At 38.8% G+C, this 22,350-nt stretch carries 18 protein-coding genes; 9 read left to right on the forward strand and 9 right to left on the reverse strand.

What is annotated here, in order from left to right:
* Positions 1 to 40: 40 nt before the first annotated feature.
* The 5 genes from ACXM0J_RS04425 (at position 41) to proB (ending at position 5,608) form a co-directional block, all read left to right on the forward strand.
* Complete coding sequence (locus tag ACXM0J_RS04425) at positions 41 to 1,498, forward strand: glyceraldehyde-3-phosphate dehydrogenase (RefSeq protein ID WP_086265434.1); 1,458 nt, start codon at positions 41 to 43, stop codon at positions 1,496 to 1,498.
* 149 nt (positions 1,499 to 1,647) lie between these two features.
* Complete coding sequence (locus ACXM0J_RS04430) at positions 1,648 to 2,373, forward strand: MFS transporter (protein ID WP_199975798.1); 726 nt, start codon at positions 1,648 to 1,650, stop codon at positions 2,371 to 2,373.
* Positions 2,374 to 2,384: 11 nt separating this feature from the next.
* Positions 2,385 to 3,059, forward strand: a complete 675-nt coding sequence (locus ACXM0J_RS04435; protein WP_213034433.1) for a hypothetical protein — start codon at positions 2,385 to 2,387, stop codon at positions 3,057 to 3,059.
* A 179-nt stretch (positions 3,060 to 3,238) separates the two neighbouring features.
* Positions 3,239 to 4,459: an Obg family GTPase CgtA gene (cgtA, locus tag ACXM0J_RS04440; protein WP_016140310.1), complete on the forward strand. Its 1,221-nt coding sequence runs from the start codon at positions 3,239 to 3,241 to the stop codon at positions 4,457 to 4,459.
* A 15-nt stretch (positions 4,460 to 4,474) separates the two neighbouring features.
* A complete protein-coding gene (gene proB / locus ACXM0J_RS04445; protein ID WP_016140311.1) occupies positions 4,475 to 5,608 on the forward strand; it encodes a glutamate 5-kinase in 1,134 nt (377 codons plus the stop codon).
* A gap of 27 nt (positions 5,609 to 5,635) precedes the next feature.
* On the opposite strand, the gene ACXM0J_RS04450 is transcribed toward proB, so the two are convergent.
* Together ACXM0J_RS04450 and ACXM0J_RS04455 are read right to left on the reverse strand one after the other, a co-directional pair.
* Complete coding sequence (locus ACXM0J_RS04450) at positions 5,636 to 6,292, reverse strand: HAD-IB family hydrolase (protein ID WP_057062842.1); 657 nt, start codon at positions 6,290 to 6,292, stop codon at positions 5,636 to 5,638.
* On the reverse strand, positions 6,259 to 7,467 hold the full coding sequence (locus tag ACXM0J_RS04455; protein ID WP_213034432.1) for a DUF1615 domain-containing protein: 1,209 nt from the start codon (positions 7,465 to 7,467) through the stop codon (positions 6,259 to 6,261). Before ACXM0J_RS04455 ends, ACXM0J_RS04450 begins: the two co-directional genes overlap by 34 nt.
* 83 nt (positions 7,468 to 7,550) lie before the next feature.
* Between ACXM0J_RS04455 and dusB the strand changes: the two genes are divergently transcribed.
* The gene (dusB, locus tag ACXM0J_RS04460) at positions 7,551 to 8,576 is read left to right on the forward strand and encodes a tRNA dihydrouridine synthase DusB (protein ID WP_039759557.1); all 1,026 of its coding nucleotides are present in this window, start codon (positions 7,551 to 7,553) and stop codon (positions 8,574 to 8,576) included.
* Positions 8,577 to 8,613: 37 nt separating this feature from the next.
* Here the strand turns inward: dusB and ACXM0J_RS04465 are convergent, their stop codons facing one another.
* The 6 genes from ACXM0J_RS04465 to ACXM0J_RS04490 all read right to left on the reverse strand — a co-directional run bounded on the left by ACXM0J_RS04465 (position 8,614) and on the right by ACXM0J_RS04490 (position 15,477).
* Positions 8,614 to 9,660: an NAD(P)H-dependent flavin oxidoreductase gene (locus tag ACXM0J_RS04465; RefSeq protein WP_086265433.1), complete on the reverse strand. Its 1,047-nt coding sequence runs from the start codon at positions 9,658 to 9,660 to the stop codon at positions 8,614 to 8,616.
* 116 nt (positions 9,661 to 9,776) lie between these two features.
* Positions 9,777 to 10,478 (reverse strand): VIT1/CCC1 transporter family protein, encoded by a 702-nt coding sequence (locus tag ACXM0J_RS04470; protein ID WP_086265432.1) that lies wholly within the window; start codon positions 10,476 to 10,478, stop codon positions 9,777 to 9,779.
* 116 nt (positions 10,479 to 10,594) lie between these two features.
* A complete protein-coding gene (locus tag ACXM0J_RS04475) occupies positions 10,595 to 12,037 on the reverse strand; it encodes a cryptochrome/photolyase family protein (protein ID WP_086265431.1) in 1,443 nt (480 codons plus the stop codon).
* Positions 12,038 to 12,155: 118 nt separating this feature from the next.
* A complete protein-coding gene (locus ACXM0J_RS04480; RefSeq protein ID WP_002118581.1) occupies positions 12,156 to 12,638 on the reverse strand; it encodes an FKBP-type peptidyl-prolyl cis-trans isomerase in 483 nt (160 codons plus the stop codon).
* A 135-nt stretch (positions 12,639 to 12,773) separates the two neighbouring features.
* Complete coding sequence (locus ACXM0J_RS04485; RefSeq protein ID WP_086265430.1) at positions 12,774 to 14,060, reverse strand: NAD(P)/FAD-dependent oxidoreductase; 1,287 nt, start codon at positions 14,058 to 14,060, stop codon at positions 12,774 to 12,776.
* Between the two features lie 97 nt (positions 14,061 to 14,157).
* Complete coding sequence (locus tag ACXM0J_RS04490) at positions 14,158 to 15,477, reverse strand: D-alanyl-D-alanine carboxypeptidase PBP6B (RefSeq protein ID WP_086265429.1); 1,320 nt, start codon at positions 15,475 to 15,477, stop codon at positions 14,158 to 14,160.
* Positions 15,478 to 15,647: 170 nt separating this feature from the next.
* Between ACXM0J_RS04490 and ACXM0J_RS04495 the strand changes: the two genes are divergently transcribed.
* Together ACXM0J_RS04495 and ACXM0J_RS04500 are read left to right on the forward strand one after the other, a co-directional pair.
* Positions 15,648 to 17,351 (forward strand): M61 family metallopeptidase, encoded by a 1,704-nt coding sequence (locus ACXM0J_RS04495; protein WP_086265428.1) that lies wholly within the window; start codon positions 15,648 to 15,650, stop codon positions 17,349 to 17,351.
* Positions 17,352 to 17,751: 400 nt separating this feature from the next.
* A complete protein-coding gene (locus ACXM0J_RS04500) occupies positions 17,752 to 19,989 on the forward strand; it encodes an NADP-dependent isocitrate dehydrogenase (protein WP_002118624.1) in 2,238 nt (745 codons plus the stop codon).
* Between the two features lie 116 nt (positions 19,990 to 20,105).
* On the opposite strand, the gene ACXM0J_RS04505 is transcribed toward ACXM0J_RS04500, so the two are convergent.
* Complete coding sequence (locus tag ACXM0J_RS04505; protein ID WP_032063312.1) at positions 20,106 to 20,894, reverse strand: rRNA large subunit pseudouridine synthase E; 789 nt, start codon at positions 20,892 to 20,894, stop codon at positions 20,106 to 20,108.
* A gap of 196 nt (positions 20,895 to 21,090) precedes the next feature.
* Between ACXM0J_RS04505 and icd the strand changes: the two genes are divergently transcribed.
* Entirely contained in the window at positions 21,091 to 22,347 is a 1,257-nt protein-coding gene (gene icd, locus ACXM0J_RS04510; protein WP_005067916.1) for an NADP-dependent isocitrate dehydrogenase, read from the forward strand.
* The last annotated feature ends 3 nt before the right edge of the window (positions 22,348 to 22,350 follow it).

Genomic DNA, 22,350 nt, shown 5'->3' on the forward strand with positions numbered 1-22,350 from the left:
AAAAATCACGCCTAGATATAATTAATTAGAGGACGTATCTGTGAGCAAAGACACTATCATCGCCCTGCACGCTGAACACCAAGGCCGTTGGAAAAACCGTGAAGAAATCGCGGAACGTATGATTGCATTAATCGGTCAATTATACCGTGAAAAAAATATTGTCGTATCTGTTTACGGTCGCTCTTTAATTAACCGTTCTGTTATCCAAATTTTGAAAACTCACCGTCGTACACGTGTTGTAGACGTTGAGCTTTCTGTTGTAAATACTTTCCCAATTTTAGAAGCTTTAGCAAAAGTTGAAAATATTGGTTCTGCAGAAGTTGATATCGGTAAACTTGCTGTTGAATATAAAGAAAAAGGCGGTGATGTTGATGCTTTTGTTGCTCAATCAGTTGAGTCAATCAAAGGTAGCGCAACTTCTGAACAACCTAAAGATGTAGTTCTTTACGGTTTTGGTCGTATTGGTCGTATCTTGGCTCGTTTAATCATTAGCCAATCGGGTTTAGGTCGTGGTTTAAGCCTTAAAGCAATCGTTGTACGTAAGTCTTCTGACGGTGACTTAGCAAAACGTGCTTCTTTACTTCGTCGTGACTCTATTCACGGTACTTTCGCTGGTACAATTTCTGTTGATGAAGAAAACGAAGCAATCATTGCTAACGGTAACTTCATTAAAGTGATTTATGCGTCTAGCCCAAGTGAAGTTGACTATACGGAATACGGTATTGAAAATGCACTTTTAATCGACAACACTGGTAAATGGCGTGATGCTGAAGGTCTAAGCCAACACTTGAAATGCCCAGGCGTTGCACGTGTTGTATTGACTGCACCAAGTAAAGGTGAAATGAAAAACGTTGTATTTGGTGTAAACAACTCAGATATCTTAGATGAAGACAAAATCATCTCTGCGGCAAGTTGTACAACAAATGCAATCACTCCAATTCTTAAAGTATTGGATGACAAATATAAAGTTCTTAATGGTCATGTTGAAACTGTGCACTCATTTACAAATGACCAGAACTTAATCGATAACTATCATAAAGCAGATCGTCGTGGCCGTGCTGCTACTTTGAACATGGTAATTACAGAGACTGGTGCAGCTAAAGCAGTTGCTAAAGCATTACCTGCATTGAAAGGTAAATTAACTGGTAACTCTGTACGTGTTCCTACACCAAACGTATCTCTTGCAATCTTGAACTTAACACTTGATAAAGAAGTTGATCGTGAAGAAGTGAACGAATACATTCGTCAAATTTCGATTAACTCTAACCTTCAAGGTCAAATTGGTTATACCAACTCAACTGAAGTTGTATCGAGTGATTTTATCGGTTCTCGTACAGCAGGTGTATACGATGCTCAAGCAACGATTACTTCTGGTAATCGTTTAACTGCTTACGTTTGGTACGATAACGAAGTTGGTTATAGCTGTCAGGTATTACGTATCGCTGAACAAATGTGCGGCGTAAGCTACAAAAAAATTCCAGCAGAATTGAATGCTTAAGATCATTTAACGATCTATAAAAGTTTTTCACAAAAAGACCCAGTTTAGACTGGGTTTTTTTACAACCGTACAAAATATATGCTGACTATTTTTTGTAAATAAATGAGAATACAAATTAAGGAAAAAAAGAAAATAGTAAGGGATAGGAATTGTCGCAGTTTAAACGTTTGTTGGTCGTTTTTATATTCATCATTATTGCCAATTTATGTGGTGTACTCATTGCAATATGGGTATTTAAGCACTTTAATATTTATATTCCACTGAAAAATCAGGCAGTTGCTATTGATTTGCAAGAGCCTCTACAAGTTAAGGTTAAAGTACAAGATGCTTTAAATGTGGATGTAAAAGGGCGCGTAAATGCCAGTATTCCAATTGATGAAAAACTGAATATTCCTTTAACACAAACATTAACTCCGCGTGTTTACTTTGATAATATGGTGCCGATTAGCACAACCATTCCGGTCAAAGAAACATTAAAAGTTGAGCAAAATCTACCAATTGATACTAAGGTTCAGGTACGTGTTTTGGGGCGTGATATTACATTGCCATTGAAAGGAACAATTCCATTAAAACTTGATGTGCCAATTGATATTAATGTCCCGCTTGAGCAAAAGGTTCATTTAAAATTTGATGCTCCAGTACGTACGGTATTAAAAGAAAATCTACATATTCCTTTAAAAGCAAGATTGGACACGAATATCCCAATCGAAGGGAATTTAAATGTACCTGTTAAAACAGCGTTAAATGCTTCGGTTGATGTGAAAAACACTTTGCCTGTTAAGATTGCAAATGGTGAGTTAAAGATTCCTCTATCCACTATGCGATTAAATCGAGTATTAGGTTCAGAAACATCACAAAATACAGCTGATCAATAGGGTGGATGCTAATGTTCCGTTCACTTAAGAGTATGTTAATCAGTTTCTTTTTAATGATGATACTTGCCGCTATTATGTTTTGGGTGTATCTCAATATTCAAGCAAATCTAGTCGTTTCGGCTCATAATGCCGATATTAGTTTACCTGACTCTTTAGAAACAAAGATTCAAGTTGGTAATACTTTGCAGGTTCAGTCTATTGGTAAACTTGATACAACTTTAGATATAGATCGCCAATTAACTTTACCTCTAAAAGGAAAATATCTGGCAGATTTAAATTTTGCAGTAGAAACACCTATTACAGTAAATGTCGATTATTCAACGACTCTAAAAATTGATCAGGTTATGCCTTTAGAAACCACCACAGATTTGGTTTATCAAAATAAGTTTTTACCAAAATTTCCCCTTAAATTAGATATTCCTATTAAATTGGATGTGCCTTTTAATTTAAAACGTAGTTATACCGTTCCCGTTAAAATTGTTTTTGATGGTCCTGTTTATTTTGAATTCGATGAACCTGTAAATTTATCGGTGAAACATCAGTTTAAACCAAGCCTAAACGTAAATGATCCTATGGAAATGGGGAATGTCTCGTCATTTAATGCCATCATGTATAATTCTGTGCCAAAAACAAAAGCAAATCTTGATATGCAAATGACCTTACCTCTGCGCAATGTTCATCCTTGATAATTAAATAAATTGGCTAAATTTTATTTTTTATAAGGATCCTATTTGCAAAACTAAAAGCATCTGCTGGATTAAAGATAAAACAGATCGTTATAAATGGAATTGTTCCATTTTCTATTCGAGAATTTTATGAAAATATGGCAGAATAGGCGGTTTTAGAGTTTTTAGAGGATTGGCAGATGCGCTTTGTTGATGAAGCAGTCATTACCGTAGAGGCTGGCGACGGTGGCAATGGCGTAGCCAGTTTTCGCCGTGAAAAATTTGTACCATTTGGTGGCCCAGATGGTGGTGATGGCGGACGTGGTGGAAGTATCTATATTCAAGCTGATGACGATACAAGTACGCTAGTCGATTACCGTTACACACGTAAATTCCGTGCTGAGCGTGGAAAAAACGGTGCAGGTGCTAACTGTACTGGACGTGGTGGTGAAGATGTGGTTTTAAAAGTACCCGTTGGTACAACAATTGTTGATACAGATTCAGGCGATATTATTGGCGATTTGGTTGAAGACGGCCAAAGAATTCTGGTTGCTGGTGGTGGTGAAGGTGGTTTAGGTAACACTCATTTTAAATCATCAACTAACCGAGCACCGCGTAAATGTACGACTGGTACAAAAGGTGAGTTTCGCGAAATTCGTCTTGAATTAAAAGTATTGGCAGATGTTGGTTTGCTGGGTATGCCAAATGCTGGTAAATCTACTTTCATTCGTGCTGTAAGTGCCGCAAAACCAAAAGTGGCAGATTATCCATTTACAACCATGGTTCCAAACTTGGGTGTAGTCGATGCTGACCGCCATCGTTCATTTGTAATGGCCGATATTCCTGGGTTAATTGAGGGGGCAGCAGAAGGTGCAGGTTTAGGAATTCGTTTCCTTAAACATTTGGCACGTACTCGTATTCTTTTACACATTATTGATGTACAACCAATTGATGGTTCAGATCCAGCGCATAATGCAAAAGCGATTATGAATGAGTTGGTTAAGTTTTCACCAACTTTGGCGAAACTACCAGTTGTTTTAGTACTCAATAAACTCGATCAGATTGCAGAAGAAAGCCGTGAAGAGTGGTGTCAGCACATTCTAGACGAACTAGAGTGGACTGGACCTGTCTTTAAGACATCGGGCTTATTAAGCGAAGGTACAAAAGAAGTTGTGTATTACCTGATGGATCAGATTGAACAACAACGTGAACGCGAAGTTGAAGATCCTGAATACGCAGCAGAAGTAAGAGCTTTCCGTGAACAACTAGAAGTTGAAACACGTGAACAAACCATTGCGGCAAAAGAAGCATATCGTGCAATGCGTCGAGCACAACGTCTCGAAAGCATGATGGACGATGATGATGATTTTGACGATGATGAAGACGACAATGATGTAGAAGTCATCTACGTTCGTGACTAGAAAACCGAGGGAAACATGATAGAAGTGGTCGATGGGCAACGTCAGCTCAGTGAGTGTAAACGAATCGTTGTTAAAATCGGATCATCTTTACTTACAGCTAATGGGCAAGGTTTAGATCTAGATGCTATTTCGCATTGGGCGAAACAGATTGCAGATCTGCACAATGCTGGACACGAGATTATTTTAGTGTCATCAGGAGCTGTAGCAGAAGGTATGGTTCGTATGAAGCTTGCGAGTCGACCCACCGATCTACCCAGTCTACAAGCCTGTGCTGCAATTGGGCAGATGGGCTTAATTCATACTTGGTCTAGTGTGCTTGAAAACCATGGTATTCGTACTGCTCAGGTTTTATTGACTCATGATGATTTGGCAGATCGCCGTCGTTATCTGAACTCGTGTGACGCTTTGCAAAACTTGATTGATTGGCGTGTGATTCCGGTCATTAATGAAAATGACACGGTGTCTACCGATGAGATCCGTTTTGGTGATAATGATACTTTAGCTGCGATGGTGGCAGGTCAGGTTCACGCAGAATTACTGATCATTTTAACGGATCAGCAAGGTATGTTTGACTCAGATCCGCGTCATAATCCTGAGGCTAAATTACTGTCTACCGTTCGTGCTATGGATGATGATTTATTCGACATGGCCGGTGGTGGTGGTGTGCTCGGGCGAGGTGGGATGGTCACTAAAGTTCGTGCTGCACGTTTAGCTGCTAAGTCAGGCTGTCCAACGCTCATCGCGAGTGGTGAAAGTGATAATGTCCTGTCACGTGCGATGGCAGGTGAGATGCTAGGTACTTTGTTTACTACAGATAAAGACCGCATGACTGCTCATCAACAGTGGCTTGCTGCTCATTTACAAACAGCAGGTCGTCTTGTGATTGATGATGGTGCCGTTGAAGCGATTAAATTGAAGCATCGCAGTTTGCTCCCTGTGGGAGTTAAAAATGTTGAAGGACATTTTGATCGTGGTGATGTGGTTGAATGTGTCGATAAACAAGGTAAGCGTATTGCAGTGGGGCGAGTGAACTTTAGCTCACGCTCTGCCGAAATTATTAAAGGCTTAGCCTCGGATAAGGTTTATCAAGTGTTAGGTGAAGCTCGTTCACTTGAAATGATTCACCGTGATCATATGGCAATTTATTAAGTTGTGTTCAAATAAAAAAAGCTCGCTTTATGCGAGCTTTTTTTCTGGTGTTAAACGAGGTAAAACACGGTCTTCACCTACCATATATGGATGTGTGGCAAGACTGAGCATATCTAGGTCTTCTGAACTATTACCATAAGCATAAATCTGGTGGTAATGCTGTAGCGTATATTGTTGATGTATTCTCAACTTCTTTTGTTCACTACTACAATCTGGAGTGGAGTAGTAACCAGTCATCATACCGTTTCTAATTTGAGTTTCGGTACAAATCAACTCGATATCTAGTAACTTACAAAGTGGAGCAAGATAGACATCAATTGAAGCTGAAACTAATACGACCTGATCACCACGCAATTGATGGTGTTGTAACTGAGTAAAGATTTCTGGCGAAAGCGCAGAGACTAACTCTTGTGCGTATTCTTCACCTAATTTTTGTAATTCAATTGCAGGCGTATTTTTAAACATGCTACGGAATAACTTGGCACGCATAGCATGGGCAGGATAAAAGTTAAGATAGTAGGCTTGAATCCATGGCAGAATTTTTAAGCCTTGCTTAACAATGTGGCGCTTAGATAAAGCATAAAAGATGAACCCTGTAAAACTATCTTTACTACACAAGGTTCCATCAAAATCGAACAGGGCGAGACTTTTTATAGTCTTATTCGTTTCGCTCGTTGCATACATGTTTCATATCGTCCGTTTACGCGGGTTGCATACCAATTGGTATTATAATCACGACTTAATTTAGGCCCAGAAATCACCACTTGAGGCATAATTGCATAGAGCGGTTCTTTGCTAGTTTTGGATTTATAAAGTTTAGTCAGCGCAATATAAGTTTGAGTATTCTCAAACTTTTTCTCTTTTTCTAATTTAAGATCATTACGAATTTGTCTTGGTGTAACTAAGATATTATTTTTTGCAAATACCGTAATCAGCTCTTTTTCTGACTCGCTTTGAGTTGCGCGTGGATCACCATCTTTTGTATAAAGAAGTAGATCGCCATCAAGGCTTATATCCTTATCAGTAAGTTCTCGTAGCATTTTTTGAAAAGCTGCATTACGGCTAGAGTACATACCAGAGTTATAATCCGCAAAACGATAAATAGCTTTATCATAGTCTGCCGGATAAACCATTAAACGATGTATGCCGTAATATAAACCACCATATTCAGTATAGAGATCATCGCGAAGCGCAGCAGTACTCATACTCGAACGCTTGTTTGCTTTTGCATAATTAATATGAACTTGCATTGAGCCCAAAGTCGTAATAGGGTTCATTTTCTCGCCAATATCTTGACCAACCAATTTGGCTGCGCCAGTTAAGGCACTCACATGATAATGTTTAGCCATGAAGTCGAAAATTTCTCGATAAAGTAAGTCGAGTTCTTTCTCGGTTTTAACTTTACGCATTTGACTCATATAGTTGTTATCAGGAGAAGGCTGAGTTCTTAGAACTTCTTCAAAATAACCAGCAATTGTTCCACCAACGGTTTTGCCAAGTTTATCTTCAAATTTTTCATTTAAACGTGTACTCACTTCCTCAACAGCCTTTTGTCCTAATCCAGACACCTGAGGGTTGGCAACAAAGTTAGATTCTTGATCGACAACGGCAATAATACTGCAGACATTTTTTTTATTTTTTTGAATATCTAATTCTCTCATGATGTCATCGATATCATTTGCCCATGACTCACGGTCATGCACACGCGATGGAATTAGACGTTTAATCTGTTGGCTTTCTAGTTCAGGCTCATCATCGTTTGACCACCAAGCTTTATCACCACAAGCAGCTAAACTCATGCATACGGCAGCCATGCCGAATGATTTTAATAAAAAACGGGAAGACAACGGTTTGTTCATGGCGAGGAAAGCACCTGCATAAAAAGATGAGCCGATTAAGCGGATGAAGTATACTATGTTGATCATCAATTGTATGAATATATATGTATATTGGTCCCTATCAACTGTCAAATAATTTAATTGTTGCTCCTATGGCGGGAGTCACTGACCGTCCATTTAGAACACTGTGCAAATATTTTGGTGCAGGCCATGCAGTCAGTGAAATGATGACTGCTGATAAAACTTTGCGGATGAGCAAAAAGAGCCTCTACCGTGCGAACTTTGATGGTGAACTCGCTCCAATCTCTGCTCAAATTGCAGGTTCTGATCCTGAGCAATTAGCAGAGGCTGCACGCTATCAAGTAGCAAATGGCGCACAAATTGTTGATATCAATATGGGATGTCCTGCCAAGAAAGTATGTAATAAGCTCGCTGGTTCAGCGTTATTACAAGATGAAGACTTAGTGGCTCGAATTCTTGATGCAGTGGTCGCTGCTGTTGATGTTCCCGTGACTTTGAAAACCCGTTTGGGCTTTTTAAATGGTCAGGAAAATATTTTAAGAGTAGCAAAAAGGGCAGAAGAAGCGGGGATTGCCGCGCTAGCTTTACATGGCCGTACTCGCGAAGACATGTATTTAAATACAGCACGTTATGATTTGATCAAACATGTTAAAGAATTAATCAATATTCCACTTATTGCGAACGGTGATATTGATAGTCCTGAAAAAGCAAAATATGTACTCGACTATACAGGGGCAGATGCAATTATGATTGGTCGCGCTGCTCAAGGTCGACCATGGATTTTCCGTGAAATTGCTCATTATTTAAAAACTGGTGAACACTTAGCTGCACCTAATATTGAAGAGGTGAAACAGGTACTACTAGGCCATTTATCAGAACTTTATCAATTTTATGGTGAATATTCTGGATGTCGTATTGCCCGTAAACACATTGCTTGGTACACCAAAGGATTACGTTCGAGTAATGAATTCCGCCAAAATATGTATAAAGTTGAAAGTACCGCTGAGCAAGCACTAGTAGTTGAAAACTATTTTAATCAGTTATTGGCTGAAGGCAATTTGATGAGTGATGTGCAAGTAGAGCAGGTTAACTTATTAGAAACTCATTAAATAAAAAGCCAGTATCTGATTACTGGCTTTTTTAGATTTACTCATCTTCTAGCATTTCTACAACTAACTGGTTAACCAGATCAGCAGCATCTAGCTCTCGTATTTGCGAGACATTACTACCTGCCCAAAAAGCACCGAAGCCATAGTCTTTATTCTTGCTTGCAATGGCATTTAATTGCTTAGCTAAATCATATGCATATGGATATTCGGGTTGAGGAGGGCGATTAGGTAAATCAATTTGTGTGTGCCAATGGTTGAGCAGGCCACGGGCTGGACGTCCAGAAAGACTTGCGCTGATTTGTGTCACAGGCTCATTAAATAAAGCTTTACGATACTCGGCAGATGCATTTGATGTATGGCATTGAACAAATGCTGTTCCAAGTTGAACAGTAGTAGCTCCTAAGCTCAACATATGTCGTGCTTGTGCGCCATTCATAATACCGCCAGCGGCTACCACAGGTGGTTTGCAATGCTTGACAATAAGGTGTACTAAATCACTCGTTTTAATTGCTGCATCAAAGGTTTTATTAAAGATTCCACGATGTCCACCAGCCTCAATACCTTGAGCAATAATAATATCTATACCAGCCGCTTCAATGGCTTGTGCTTCAACTAAATTAGTAGCAGAAACCATCGTGATAATTCCTGCATCTTTTAATGCCTGAATTTGATGGGGATGGGGAATCCCAAAATGAAAACTGACCGCTTTAGGTTTGGTTTCTAAGACAACATTTAGAAAATCATCGTTATCAAGAAAACTTGGATAAATACAGTTTAAGTTTTGAGGAGGCTGTTCTCCGAACTTTTCAAATTGTGGGCGTAAATATTCAATCCATTGTGCAGAAGTTTGAGGGTTAAGTTGTTCGGGTTGATGGCAGAAAAAATTAACCTGAAATGATTTTTCTGTAAGTGTTTGGGTTTTTAGAATCTGTTCTCTAGCACTTTGCGCCGTATTTGCACCTAGACCTAAGGACCCAAGACCACCCTGATTAGAAACTTCTGCTGCAAGTTCAGGTGTAGACACACCTGCCATGGGAGCAAGAAAAATCGGATGTTTAATTTCAAGTTGTTGCAACAGGCTCATTTTATTCACCTCATTTCTTTCTTTTCACCATAACGTGAAATCAGAAGTAAGAGCAAATAATATTGGGTATTTAGTTTTTAAATATTTAGTTCTTAAATATTTATAAGTTCTACTTTTTAAAGTGGAGTAACATGAAATAAAGAGCCGATCCAGCTTGAAAAAGCCATCGCTAAAATTCCCCATAAAGTAATGCGCAAACTTCCTTTAAGTTTAGATGTACCTGCAAAATGACTTGATAGCGCTCCTAAAAAAGCTAATGAAATAATGCCAAATATTAAGACTGTTTTTTCGATCCATATATCTGGACTGAGTAAAATAGCCAGCATGGGAAACAATGCCCCAAATGAGAATGAGCCAGCTGAAGCTAATGCGGCTTGAATAGGATTTGCTGCGGTATTTTCATGAATACCAATTTCATCACGCGCGTGAGCCCCTAATGCATCATGATTTGTAAGTTGAGTAGCAACTTGTCGAGCTAAATCAGGTGTTAAGCCTCTGGTTATATAAATTTGGGTGAGTTCATCTAATTCGCGCTGCGGATACTTTTTGAGTTCTTGTGCTTCAAACTTTAAGTCTGCTTTTTCAATATCTTCTTGCGATTTTACAGAAATATACTCTCCGGCAGCCATAGAAGTTGCACCAGAAATTAAACCAGCAATACAGGCAATAAGTAGAGTATGGGCCGAGGCCCCACTTGCTGCCATTCCCATGATTAGACTAGTAACAGAAATAATCCCATCATTAGCCCCTAAAACGGCAGCTCTTAACCAACCTGAGCGGTGAATAAAATGATGTTCTGGATGTTGAGAAAAGGACATATTTTTCCCTACTTGTAGTTATAAATTTTTATCTTATCCTATAAGATTATTTACAATAATACGATTAAAAAATGTGCCTTTATAATATGAACAATTAGATAAGACGTAATTCTTATCTAAATACTCTTGAAAGTTTCAATTGCTTTAAGGCGTGTTTCCTTTAAATCAACTATTGGTTTTGGATAATTTAACTGAGTATTTGTTTTGGTCGAGTAGGGCTCATGAATGGCTTTATTGTCTAGATGAGCTAATTCTTCAACCCATTGACGAATATAATCTCCATTTGGATCAAATTTCTTTGATTGAGCAATAGGATTAAAAATTCTAAAGTAAGGTACAGCATCAGTTCCGGTAGAAGCGCACCATTGCCAGCCACCATTGTTTGCTGCTAAATCACCATCGATTAAATGCTCCATAAACCATTGTTCACCTACTCGCCAATCGATGAGCAAGTTTTTACATAAAAACATGGCTGTAATCATGCGTACACGATTATGCATCCAGCCGGTTTTTAAAAGTTGACGCATACCCGCATCAATAATCGGTATACCTGTCTGGCCCGTTTGCCATGCGGCTAGGTGCTCTGGATTGTGATTCCACTTAATTTTTTGAGTATCTTTTTTAAATGGAATATGTTTAGAAACATGTGGGAAATCAAATAAAATATGCTGATAAAATTCTCGCCAAAGTAACTCATCTAGCCAAGTTTGCTGGCCTTCATTTGTCAAATGAAAATTGCCATGTTCAGCCCTAAAAAGAGTTTGCAGGCACTGGCGGATAGACAAAATCCCAAGGTTTAAATAGGGAGAAAGTTGGCTAGTTCCTTTTACATTGGGAAAGTCACGTTCTAATTTATAATCAGATAGATGATCTTTAATAAATACGTCGAGTTGATCTAGAGCAAAAACTTCTCCGGCTGGCCATAAGTCTTGTTGCTCTTTAGAAACAGAAGGTTCAAAAAAAGCTTCAATATCTTCTAGAGTTAAGCTGTTTATTTTTGAAAAAGACGCTGGATAGCCACTTTGCTTTTCAGGAATCGGATAGCATTGAGGTAACCCACTGATATCCAATTTTGAATAACATGCTTTTTTGAATGCACCGAAAACCTGATAGGGCTGCTGTGACTGGTTGCGAATAGAGCGTAAAGGAAAAATCGTACGGTCATGAAATAAAAAAAGTTCTTTGCCTTGTTGATTTAAAAAATCTTGTACAGTTTTATCTCTTTTTAATTCATTAACGCCGATCTCTATATTTGAATAGACATTTTCAATATTAAGTTGAGTGCTAAGTTCACCAATATAATCAGCGATATCTTTCCAGTAAGGAATGACTTGGATAATAAGGGGAATATTAAGTTGTTCTAGTTCTTTTTTTAGTTGTTGAAGTTGACGTAGATAGAAATTAATTTTTATAGGTGCATCGTGATGCATTTTCCATTGTTCAGGCGATAAAATAATTAACCCAATACAAGGCCCTTGTTGAGAGGCATGCCATAAAGCAGCATGGTCTCGAACTCTCAAATCTTGACGAAACCAAATTAGCTGATTTACGTTTGACATGAAAATTGGCCCTTTTAGAGTGAAGTGAGTTAAAGAATTATTATCAAAATATTATATAAAAATAAATACATAAAAAAAGCAAAGCCGAAGCTTTGCTCTTATCATCTTTAAAGATGAATTAGTGGTGATGACCACCAGCACCGTGTACGTGACCGTGATCTAATTCTTCTTGAGAAGCATCACGGATTTCTACGATTTCAACTTCAAAAGTTAAATCTTGACCAGCAAGTGGGAAGTTAGCATCAACAACAACGTTGTCGCCTTCAACCGCTTTAACAGTAACGATCTGTACGCCGTCATCTGTTTGAGCTTGGAATTGCATGCCAGGTTGAATGTTCTCAACACCTTGGAACATTTGAGCTGGAACTTCTTGTACTAGGTCTGGGTTGTATTCGCCATAACCTTCAGCAGCTGGAACGTTAACAGTGAATTTTTCACCAACAGTTTTACCTGTTAATGCATTTTCTAAACCAGGAATGATATTGCCTGCACCGTGCAAATAGGCAAGTGGTTCACCTTGAGATTGATCAAGTGTTTCACCCTCAGCGTTTGTTAATTTGTAGTGGAATGAAACCACGTGGTTATTTGCAATAGCAGTCATGTTTTTGATCCATTCAATCAATTGAAGCGTACATCATAAAGTGAAAAATAAATTTTGTAGACTACAAAATCTTAATCTTTGGCACTTTTTCAGATGCGTTTTTATATAAATAGGGACGAACTTAAAAAATTCAACTTAATACAGCTTAATTTTTGGACGTACACGTCTTGTAAGTAAATCTTTCATTGTGAGTAGTCCAGCCTGAGTATATCCGTGAATCGTTGCTTGATGTAAACGATATAAAGAGACATACATTGTTTTCGCAATATAGCCTTGCACGCTGACATCACCAAGTAATTCTCCAACGGCTTTATGACGACTTAAAGACACGAGAGAACCTTTGTCGTTAAATGTAAACATCGGTTGTGATCGGCCATTTAGTCTGGCAGCCATAGCATCGACTAAGAAGCTGGCCTGTTGGCTTGCAACTTGAGCACGCGGGCCAAGTGGAGGATGTCTTGCATCAAGTTGGCAATGAGCACAGTCACCAAACGCAAATACATTTGGATCAGAATAAGTTTGCAACGTTGCATAGACCATCAGGCGGTTAATATTGTCGCGTTTAAAATCGATAAAACTTTCTAATACCTTCGGTGCTTTTACGCCTGCGGCCCACACGGTAATATCACTTTTGAGTTGATTACCATTACTAAAGTAGATGCAATGTTTATCAATTTTTTCAACACGATGTTGAGTTAAAATTTCAACACCCATTTTTTTGAGTTGCCCAGCACTGTGTTCAGCAGTTTTATCATTTAAAGCAGGTAAGATACGTTCAGAAGCTTCAATCAGTGTGATTTTGACTTGGTTGGGATGAATCTTCTTTAAACCATATCGATAAAAGTTTTTAGTCGTTTCAATTAACTCAGCTGCAAGCTCTACACCTGTTGCTCCCGCACCGACAATTCCAATATTTAAAGTTCGCTGATTGGGTTGATTTTGAGCTTCAATATAAAGATGTAATAAATCTTGCTGGAAAATATCGGCTTGCTTTCTGCTATCAAGGAAATGGCAGTTTTCACGCACACCTGCTGTATTAAAGTCATTTGATACTGAGCCAAGCGCTAAAATAAGTGTGTCATAACTTAGCTCTTGCGAATGATTCTGTTGATCCTTAGACACTTGAGGGGGCATTAGTTCAATTAATTTTTTATCTTTATTAACTCCAACTAATGTTCCGAGCACAAATTCGTAATGATGTTTTTCTGAGTGCGCAAAATAGTTAGTTTGTTCTTCGTGGGGATTTAAAGAACCAGCAGCAATTTCATGAAGCAATGGTTTCCAAATATGGGTAAGGTTTTGGTCAACCAATGTAATCTTTGCTTTACGATTTTTCCCAAAAGTTTCACCGAGTTGTGTTGCCAGTTCTAAGCCGCCAGCACCACCACCAACAATTACAATATGATGTAAATTTTGGGCCATTTTTTCACCTAATTATTTTTCTATAAAAAAAGATGGCTAAATTATGCCATCTTTTATTTATAAAAATTATTGTGCGTCTGTGCACAATTTGATGTTTTTAGTGCGAATCTACTGGATAGAGTTTTGCAGCACTATGTTCACTTGATGAAAAAATAGAGAAGAGGCTAGAAAACCACATTGCGATTTTTTGGAAAATATTGGCTTCTTCAATATGTACGTTATCTTCGATTTGAAGACTACGGATAAGTTGATTATTTTGATAAATCGATACTGTTGCCAAACTTACGACTTTCATTAATGGCGCAGTTAATTGTTTTTCATTGAGTTCAATGTTTACATGGGTCTGAGTCGTTTCAAGTGGAGCAATCACCTTTAGCTGTTGATTGCTATCAAGTACTTGAACGCGTTGAGTCACATTATCAAAAGTATTTAGGTCAATTGGTGCTGAGTCTGCGTATAAAGATGTCGTTACAATTGTCGGTTGCTTTGTTTCAACCTTAAACATTTTTAAAGTCGACTTTACAACAGGTAGTTCAGCAATTAATTTCTGCTCAGGAATAATCACTTCATCACGTGTATAGGTATAAGCAAGATTCATTAATTTATCTGCAATCTCAGCGCGTTTTACAGCACTCGGTGTACCTAAAACAATAACTAATAAACGTCTTTGAGTTAAGTCAGATGAGAAAGAAGGACGTGAAGCTGTAAGTGCCAAGTTATAACCAGCTGCTTTGGTATATCCAGTTTTTAGACCGTCAACAGATGGGTCATATTTCAAAGCAAGGTTAGTCGCATGATGGAAGCGTTGGTTATAGCTAAAGCTTGGCATTTTTGAATAATGTAAATATTCAGGGGTTTGTTTAATTAATGCCTGGCTTAATAAGCTAAGGTCGTGTGCAGTAGTGAAATGATCAGGCATTGTAATTCCGGCAGGATTACTAAAATGAGTATCTTTCATACCCAAAGCTTGAGCTTCCTGATTCATACGTTGTACAAAGCGCGGAACATCACCAGAGATTTTTTCAGCTAAAGTCACGGCTGCATCATTAGCAGACATCACGATTAAACCTGCTAATAACTGATCAACTGAAATTTGTTCACCAGCTTTAAGATACATTTGTGATTCATCCCATTGCACAACACTAACCACTGGAGTTGCAGTAATGATTTCTTCTTTTTTCAGTTTTCCAGCCTGAATCTCTTTTAGGGCAATGTAGGCAACCATCATTTTGGTTAAAGATGCTGGTGCACGTTGCACATGGCTATTATGCTCAGCAATGATTTGACCCGATTGAGTATCTACAATAGTCCATGCAGCAGCTTCAACACTTTCAGGTGCAATATTGAGTAATGCAGCATTGGTTAGGCTAGTACAAAAAATACTAAAGAGGGTAAAAAGAGATAGAAAAAATTTCACGGATGACCTTAACTTCACTGGCAAATACGGGACACAGATGCACAGCATGCTATGCCTTTTTTTCATGGAAGGCTAGTGTGAATTGTTGCCAAAAAATACATCTACGCAAGACGATACAAAAAAGTGATAATCTAATGTGAAGCCGTTCTTATTTTTAAATTGAAGAATTTATGTTGCATTATCAAATTGAGTTCGATGATTACAAACAGCACCTTGTTCACGTGACAATTCGTTTTTTAGCCAACCCGAATCAGGAACTTTGGTTACCAACGTGGATTCCGGGTAGTTATCTAATTCGAGAGTTCTCAAAACATATTGAATCTGTTAAAGCTTATGATGAAGCTGGACGTCTGCTGGACATTAAAAAAACGAGCAAGAATCGCTGGCGTTTATTTAATACTGATCATGAATTAATGACGATTGAATATGATGTATATGCATATGATTTGTCTGTCCGTGGTGCGTATATAGACCAGACTCGTCTATATATTAATCCTGCGTGTGTATGTTTGGCTTTAGAGGGGCAGGAGCAGTCTGCTTGTGAAGTCGAAGTTTTCTTGCCAGATGAATTAAAGCATTTTCAGTTAGCAACGGGCTTAGCTTCAAAAAGCTTAGTTAAAGGTCGATTTACTTTAAAAGCAGATCATTATGATCAACTGATCGATAGTCCATTTGAGTTGGCTGATCAAACACGCTTTAGTTTTGAGACGAACGGTATTGAACATGAGTTCGTAATTTCTGGTTCGCACAATACCAATATTGATCGCCTAAAAGCAGATATTGAAAAAATTTGTGCAGCTGAAATAAATATGTTCGGATCAGCACCATTTAAAAACTATACCTTTATGACCATGGCAACAGGGAATAGTTATGGCGGATTAGAGCATTGTAATAGCACAAGCTTGATTACACCGCGTGATGATTTGCCAAAGTCGAATGAACCCACTGAACCTTCTAAAGATTATCAACGCTTTTTAGGCTTATGTAGTCATGAATATTTTCATTCATGGTTAGTCAAGTTTATCCGCCCAGAAAACTTTGCAAACTATAATTTGCATCAAGAAGGCTACACTTCTTTATTGTGGATATTTGAAGGCTTTACTTCATATTACGATGACCTGATTTTATTACGTAGCGGTGTGATTTCTCAGAAGTCTTATCTTGATTTACTCAAAGCACAAATTGACCGTTATTTGCAAAACCCAGGCCGTTTTATTCAAACAGTTGCAGAGTCAAGTTTTGACGCGTGGATTAAATTTTATCGTCAAGATGAAAACTCGAATAATGCGGGTACCAGTTACTACAATAAAGGTTCGTTAGTTGCGTTATGTCTAGATTTAGGCTTACGTCTACGTGGTTCTAGTCTTGATGCTTTAATGCGTCGCTTATATGAAAACACTCAAAATGGTATGCAAGTAAATGAGCGAACCATTTTTGATTTATGTAAAGAACTGACGGGTGATAGTTGGATTGAACAAATTAATCATTTGATTAATACCACTGATGAATTGCCACTTGATCAACTGTTCCCTGAGTTTGGCTTAAGTTATAGAGTTAAAACTGACAAATCTTTGCCACTTGGTTTGAAACTTGTTGATAAGCCAGAAGGAGTACTCGTGCAAAGTGCTCGCCGCGATAGCGCAGCAGCTAAAGCGGGTATTTCTGCGAATGATGTAATTATCGCAATTGATGGTTTAAAAGCGACCACTAAACTTGTGGAGAAGTATGCAAAGCAGGGCGGTACTTATACTGTGTATGCTTTCCGTCGCGATGAGTTACTATCTTTTGAAGTTGAGTGTGCTACATCTGATTTAACTGAAGTTGAACTTATTATTGAAGATCAGGCTAAAACTGAAAAATGGTTAAAAGCTTAAATAACAGTTAAATAGTTTATAAAAAACCGATGTTTTGTACATCGGTTTTTTAATTTTAAGTGCTACTAAACGATGAGATTCGTTTTATCTTTGAGTTTGTTTTGAATGAAAAGTATAATAATTGTCAGAACTCTGAAAGATATCTCATGTAATTTAATCATATTCAGTCCATAAAAAAGTAATGATGAATGATGTATTACTTAAAGTTGGGTATAGGAATATTATCAATAGATTTAAATTATGTATTATTTCGCTGCGAAATGTCGTTATCACTGGATATTTCGTTGACTGGAAGACAATGAGAGCCGATACTCTCAGGGTTTTATTTAAGCATATCGGTTCGTAGGCACTGGGCCACAAGCTCGGTTCTCAACACTCAATCAAACGGAAGGGGCTATATATGGCTGGTGAAAAGTCAACTATTATTTACACACTGACTGATGAGGCGCCATTATTGGCGACCTATTCGCTACTGCCGATCATTGAGACCTTTACCAAGCCAGCTGGCATCGAGATTATTAAAAGTGACATCTCTGTAGCTGCACGTGTGCTCGCAGAATTCGCTGATTACCTAAGTGAAGAGCAAAAGGTATCCGACAACCTTGCAGAGCTAGGTCGTCTTACACAAGATCCAGATACAAACATTATCAAACTCCCGAACATTAGTGCGTCTGTTGCGCAATTAACTGCATGTATCAAAGAGCTTCAATCAAAAGGTTACGCAATTCCTGATTATCCGGAAAATCCAACGACTGAAGAAGAAAAATCAATCAAAGCTCGTTATGGTAAGTGCCTTGGTTCAGCAGTAAACCCTGTCCTCCGTGAAGGTAACTCTGACCGCCGTGCTCCAGCAGCAGTTAAAAACTATGCGAAAAAACACCCTCATTCAATGAGCGAGTGGAAACAGTGGTCACAAACTCATGTTTCACATATGGAAGAAGGTGACTTCTACCATGGTGAAAAATCAATGACACTTGATCGCGCGCGTAATGTGAAAATGGAACTTATCACGAATAGTGGTAAGAGCATTGTTCTTAAACCAAAAGTTGCGCTTCAAGAAGGTGAAATCATTGATTCAATGTTCATGAGCAAGAAAGCACTTTGTGATTTCTATGAAAAAGAACTTGATGATTGTAAAGAAGCGGGAATTTTATTCTCTTTACACGTAAAAGCGACAATGATGAAAGTTTCACACCCGATCGTTTTCGGTCACTGTGTGAAAATCTATTACAAAGAAGCTTTCGAAAAACACGGTAAGTTATTTGACGAATTAGGTATTAACGTTAATAACGGTATGGCTGGGTTGTACGAGAAAATCGAAACTCTTCCAACGTCATTACGTGAAGAAATCATTGAAGACTTACATGCTTGTCAAGAACACCGTCCTGCACTTGCAATGGTTGACTCGGCAAAAGGCATCACAAACTTCCATTCACCAAACGACATCATCGTAGATGCTTCTATGCCTGCAATGATTCGTGCCGGTGGTAAAATGTGGGGTGCTGATGGTAAGCAATATGATGCTAAAGCTGTTATGCCAGAATCAACATTTGCCCGTATTTACCAAGAAATGATCAATTTCTGTAAATGGCATGGTAACTTCGATCCGAAGACTATGGGTACAGTACCAAACGTTGGTTTGATGGCTCAAAAAGCTGAAGAATACGGTTCTCATGACAAGACTTTTGAGATTTCAGAAGCTGGTATTGCAAACATTACCGATCTTGACACTGGTGAAGTGTTATTGACTCAAAATGTTGAAGAGGGTGATATCTGGCGTATGTGTCAGGTTAAAGATGCTCCGATTCGTGACTGGGTTAAACTCGCAGTAACTCGTGCACGTAACTCAGGCATGCCTGCAATCTTCTGGCTTGACCCGTACCGTCCACACGAAAACGAATTGATCAAGAAAGTACAAAAGTACTTAAAAGATCATGATACGACTGGTCTTGATATCCAAATTATGTCTCAAGTACGTGCAATGCGTTATACACTTGAGCGCGTAGTACGTGGTTTAGACACGATTTCTGTGACTGGTAACATCTTACGTGACTACTTAACTGACTTGTTCCCAATTATGGAACTTGGTACTTCTGCAAAAATGTTGTCTATCGTTCCGCTTATGGCGGGCGGTGGTATGTACGAAACTGGTGCTGGTGGTTCAGCTCCTAAACACGTACAACAACTTGTTGAAGAAAACCACTTACGTTGGGATTCACTTGGTGAGTTCCTTGCGCTTGCAGTATCTTTAGAAGAAATGGGCATTAAAGAAAATAATGCTCGTGCTAAGTTACTTGCGAAGACACTTGATGAAGCGACTGGTAAATTGCTTGACAATGACAAGTCTCCATCACGTCGTACTGGTGAAATCGACAACCGTGGCAGCCACTTCTACTTGTCTCTTTACTGGGCTGAAGCACTTGCTGCTCAGAACGAAGATGCTGAGTTGAAAGCTAAATTTGCTCCTCTTGCTAAAGCTTTAGCTGAAAATGAAGAGAAGATTGTTGCTGAACTTGCTCAAGTACAAGGTAAACCAGCGGACATCGGCGGTTACTATGCAATTGACCCAACTAAAGTAAATGCTGTAATGCGTCCAAGTGCTACATTTAATGCGGCTCTTGCAACAGTTGAGGCTTAATTACTAACTTGTTAGTAATTAGCTTAAGAGCCGGTGCATATGCACCGGTTTTTTTATTGCCTAAAATAAAAGACATTAAAAAAGCCCACTGATGTGAGCTTCTAAAAGATTAAATCTTATCGACCATTGCGGCCACGACCACGTGGTGCTTTGGTATTGGGACGAGTTGTACCATTAGTCTTACGACGTGGTTTCTCGCTTTCATCCATTTGCCAAATACGTTTTGTACCAGACTTTTTCGCAGAACCATCTTTGTTTTTGCGAACCATTGGTTTGCCACCCGTACCGCCTGGCTTTTTCACATATGAACGTGATCGATAAGGTTGTTCAGCTGGCACATCTTTAAAGTCAGGGTAAAGTAATGGTTCAATTTCTTTTACATCACCCGGTTTTAAGCCAAGTTGAACTAAATCGATTGAGCCAATTTTAGTACGAATTAAACGTAAAGTTGGAAAACCTACCGCAGAAGTCATACGACGAACTTGACGGTTACGGCCTTCACAAATTGAAATCTCAATCCAAGATGTTGGAATATTTGCACGGTAACGTACGGGTGGATTGCGTTCCCATAACCATTCAGGTTCACTGACTTTAATGGCTTTGGCAGGAAGCGTCATACCATCATTCAGTTCTACACCTTTACGAAGTTGCTCAAGCGCTTCTTCGGTTACATCGCCATCAACTTGAACTAAATACGTTTTGTATTTCTTATTTGCAGGGTTGGTAATGAACTGATTCAGACCACCATGATCGGTTAAAAAAACTAAACCCTCAGAGTCCATATCAAGACGGCCTGCCAAGCGCAAAGTCGGGTCATCAACAAAGTCAGAGACGGTCATGTGCGCTTCGTCTTTACGAAACTGGGAGAGAACGTCATAAGGCTTGTTGAGAATCACAATTTTCATAAAAAATGGCTTCTTCTTTCAAATAACTAGAGAAAACATTGAGCTATATTTAAGTGCGAAATTTGCTTATTTCCCACATAAATCTCAAAAAGAATTAAATTCGATTAAGCTATTATGCGTTAATAAAAGTTGAAAGTATTGTTTATCGATAATTATTTTTAGTTAATTAAGTATTATAAAAGGGAGAATCTACACAATGGGTTATCAGAAGATCGTGGTTCCTGCCGACGGCGACAAAATCAAAGTAAATGCAGACCTATCACTGAACGTACCAAATCATCCAATTATTCCTTTCATTGAGGGTGATGGTATTGGTGTGGATATTACACCAACAATGAAAGCAGTCGTAGACGCTGCTATTTTAAAAGCATACGGTGGCAAACGTTCGATCGAATGGATGGAAGTGTATTGCGGCGAAAAAGCTAATAAAATTTATGGCAACTATATGCCCGAAGAAACTTTTGAAGCACTCCGCGAGTTTGTTGTATCCATCAAAGGTCCTTTAACCACACCGGTAGGTGGAGGCATTCGTTCACTCAACGTTGCTTTGCGCCAAGAATTAGATCTATATGTTTGCGTACGACCAGTACGTTGGTTTGAAGGCGTTCCTTCACCTGTTCAACACCCCGAATTAACTGACATGGTGATTTTCCGTGAGAACTCGGAAGATATCTATGCAGGGATTGAATGGAAAGCTGATTCTGAAGAAGCCAAAAAAGTCATTAAGTTCCTTCAAGAAGAAATGGGTGTCACAAAAATCCGTTTCCCTGAAGGATGTGGTATTGGAATTAAACCTGTTTCAAAAGAAGGAACACAGCGTTTAGTCCGTAAAGCCATTCAGTTTGCAATCGAAAATGATAAGCCTTCTGTGACGCTGGTTCACAAGGGTAATATCATGAAGTATACCGAAGGCGCATTTAAAGAATGGGGCTATGAATTGGCTCTTGATCGTTTCGGTGGAGAGCTAATTGATGGAGGTCCATGGGTTAAAATTAAAAACCCTAGAACTGGTAAAGATATCATTATCAAAGATGTCATTGCAGACGCGTTTTTACAACAAATTCTCATGCGCCCAGCCGATTACTCTGTTATTGCCACGCTAAATTTAAACGGTGATTATATTTCTGATGCTTTGGCAGCAGAAGTAGGCGGCATTGGTATTGCACCTGGTGCAAATATTGGTGGTGCTATTGCAGTATATGAAGCAACTCATGGTACCGCACCTAAATATGCGGGACAGGATAAAGTAAACCCTGGTTCTATTATTCTTTCTGCAGAAATGATGCTACGTGATATGGGGTGGACAGAGGCTGCTGATCTGATCATTAAAGGAATTTCTGGAGCAATTGCAGCCAAAACCGTAACTTACGATTTTGAGCGACTAATGCCGGGAGCAACCTTGTTACGTTGTTCTGAGTTTGGTGATGCGATTATTAAGCACATGGGAGAGTAATCT

The organism is Acinetobacter sp. GRABPA_MV_2 (genome assembly GCF_056725885.1).

Excerpts from the sequence above, each read along its gene's own strand:
- ACXM0J_RS04450 (WP_057062842.1), bottom strand. The coding sequence starts at position 6,292 with ATGTATGCAACGAGCGAAACGAATAAGACTATAAAAAGTCTCGCCCTG.
- ACXM0J_RS04505 (WP_032063312.1), bottom strand. The coding sequence starts at position 20,894 with ATGAAAATTGTGATTCTCAACAAGCCTTATGACGTTCTCTCCCAGTTT.
- ACXM0J_RS04475 (WP_086265431.1), bottom strand. The coding sequence starts at position 12,037 with ATGTCAAACGTAAATCAGCTAATTTGGTTTCGTCAAGATTTGAGAGTT.
- cgtA (WP_016140310.1), top strand. The coding sequence starts at position 3,239 with ATGCGCTTTGTTGATGAAGCAGTCATTACCGTAGAGGCTGGCGACGGT.
- ACXM0J_RS04470 (WP_086265432.1), bottom strand. The coding sequence starts at position 10,478 with ATGTCCTTTTCTCAACATCCAGAACATCATTTTATTCACCGCTCAGGT.
- ACXM0J_RS04485 (WP_086265430.1), bottom strand. The coding sequence starts at position 14,060 with ATGGCCCAAAATTTACATCATATTGTAATTGTTGGTGGTGGTGCTGGC.
- ACXM0J_RS04435 (WP_213034433.1), top strand. The coding sequence starts at position 2,385 with ATGTTCCGTTCACTTAAGAGTATGTTAATCAGTTTCTTTTTAATGATG.
- proB (WP_016140311.1), top strand. The coding sequence starts at position 4,475 with ATGATAGAAGTGGTCGATGGGCAACGTCAGCTCAGTGAGTGTAAACGA.
- ACXM0J_RS04480 (WP_002118581.1), bottom strand. The coding sequence starts at position 12,638 with ATGACTGCTATTGCAAATAACCACGTGGTTTCATTCCACTACAAATTA.
- ACXM0J_RS04495 (WP_086265428.1), top strand. The coding sequence starts at position 15,648 with ATGTTGCATTATCAAATTGAGTTCGATGATTACAAACAGCACCTTGTT.
- dusB (WP_039759557.1), top strand. The coding sequence starts at position 7,551 with ATGTATATTGGTCCCTATCAACTGTCAAATAATTTAATTGTTGCTCCT.
- ACXM0J_RS04465 (WP_086265433.1), bottom strand. The coding sequence starts at position 9,660 with ATGAGCCTGTTGCAACAACTTGAAATTAAACATCCGATTTTTCTTGCT.
- icd (WP_005067916.1), top strand. The coding sequence starts at position 21,091 with ATGGGTTATCAGAAGATCGTGGTTCCTGCCGACGGCGACAAAATCAAA.
- ACXM0J_RS04500 (WP_002118624.1), top strand. The coding sequence starts at position 17,752 with ATGGCTGGTGAAAAGTCAACTATTATTTACACACTGACTGATGAGGCG.
- ACXM0J_RS04455 (WP_213034432.1), bottom strand. The coding sequence starts at position 7,467 with ATGAACAAACCGTTGTCTTCCCGTTTTTTATTAAAATCATTCGGCATG.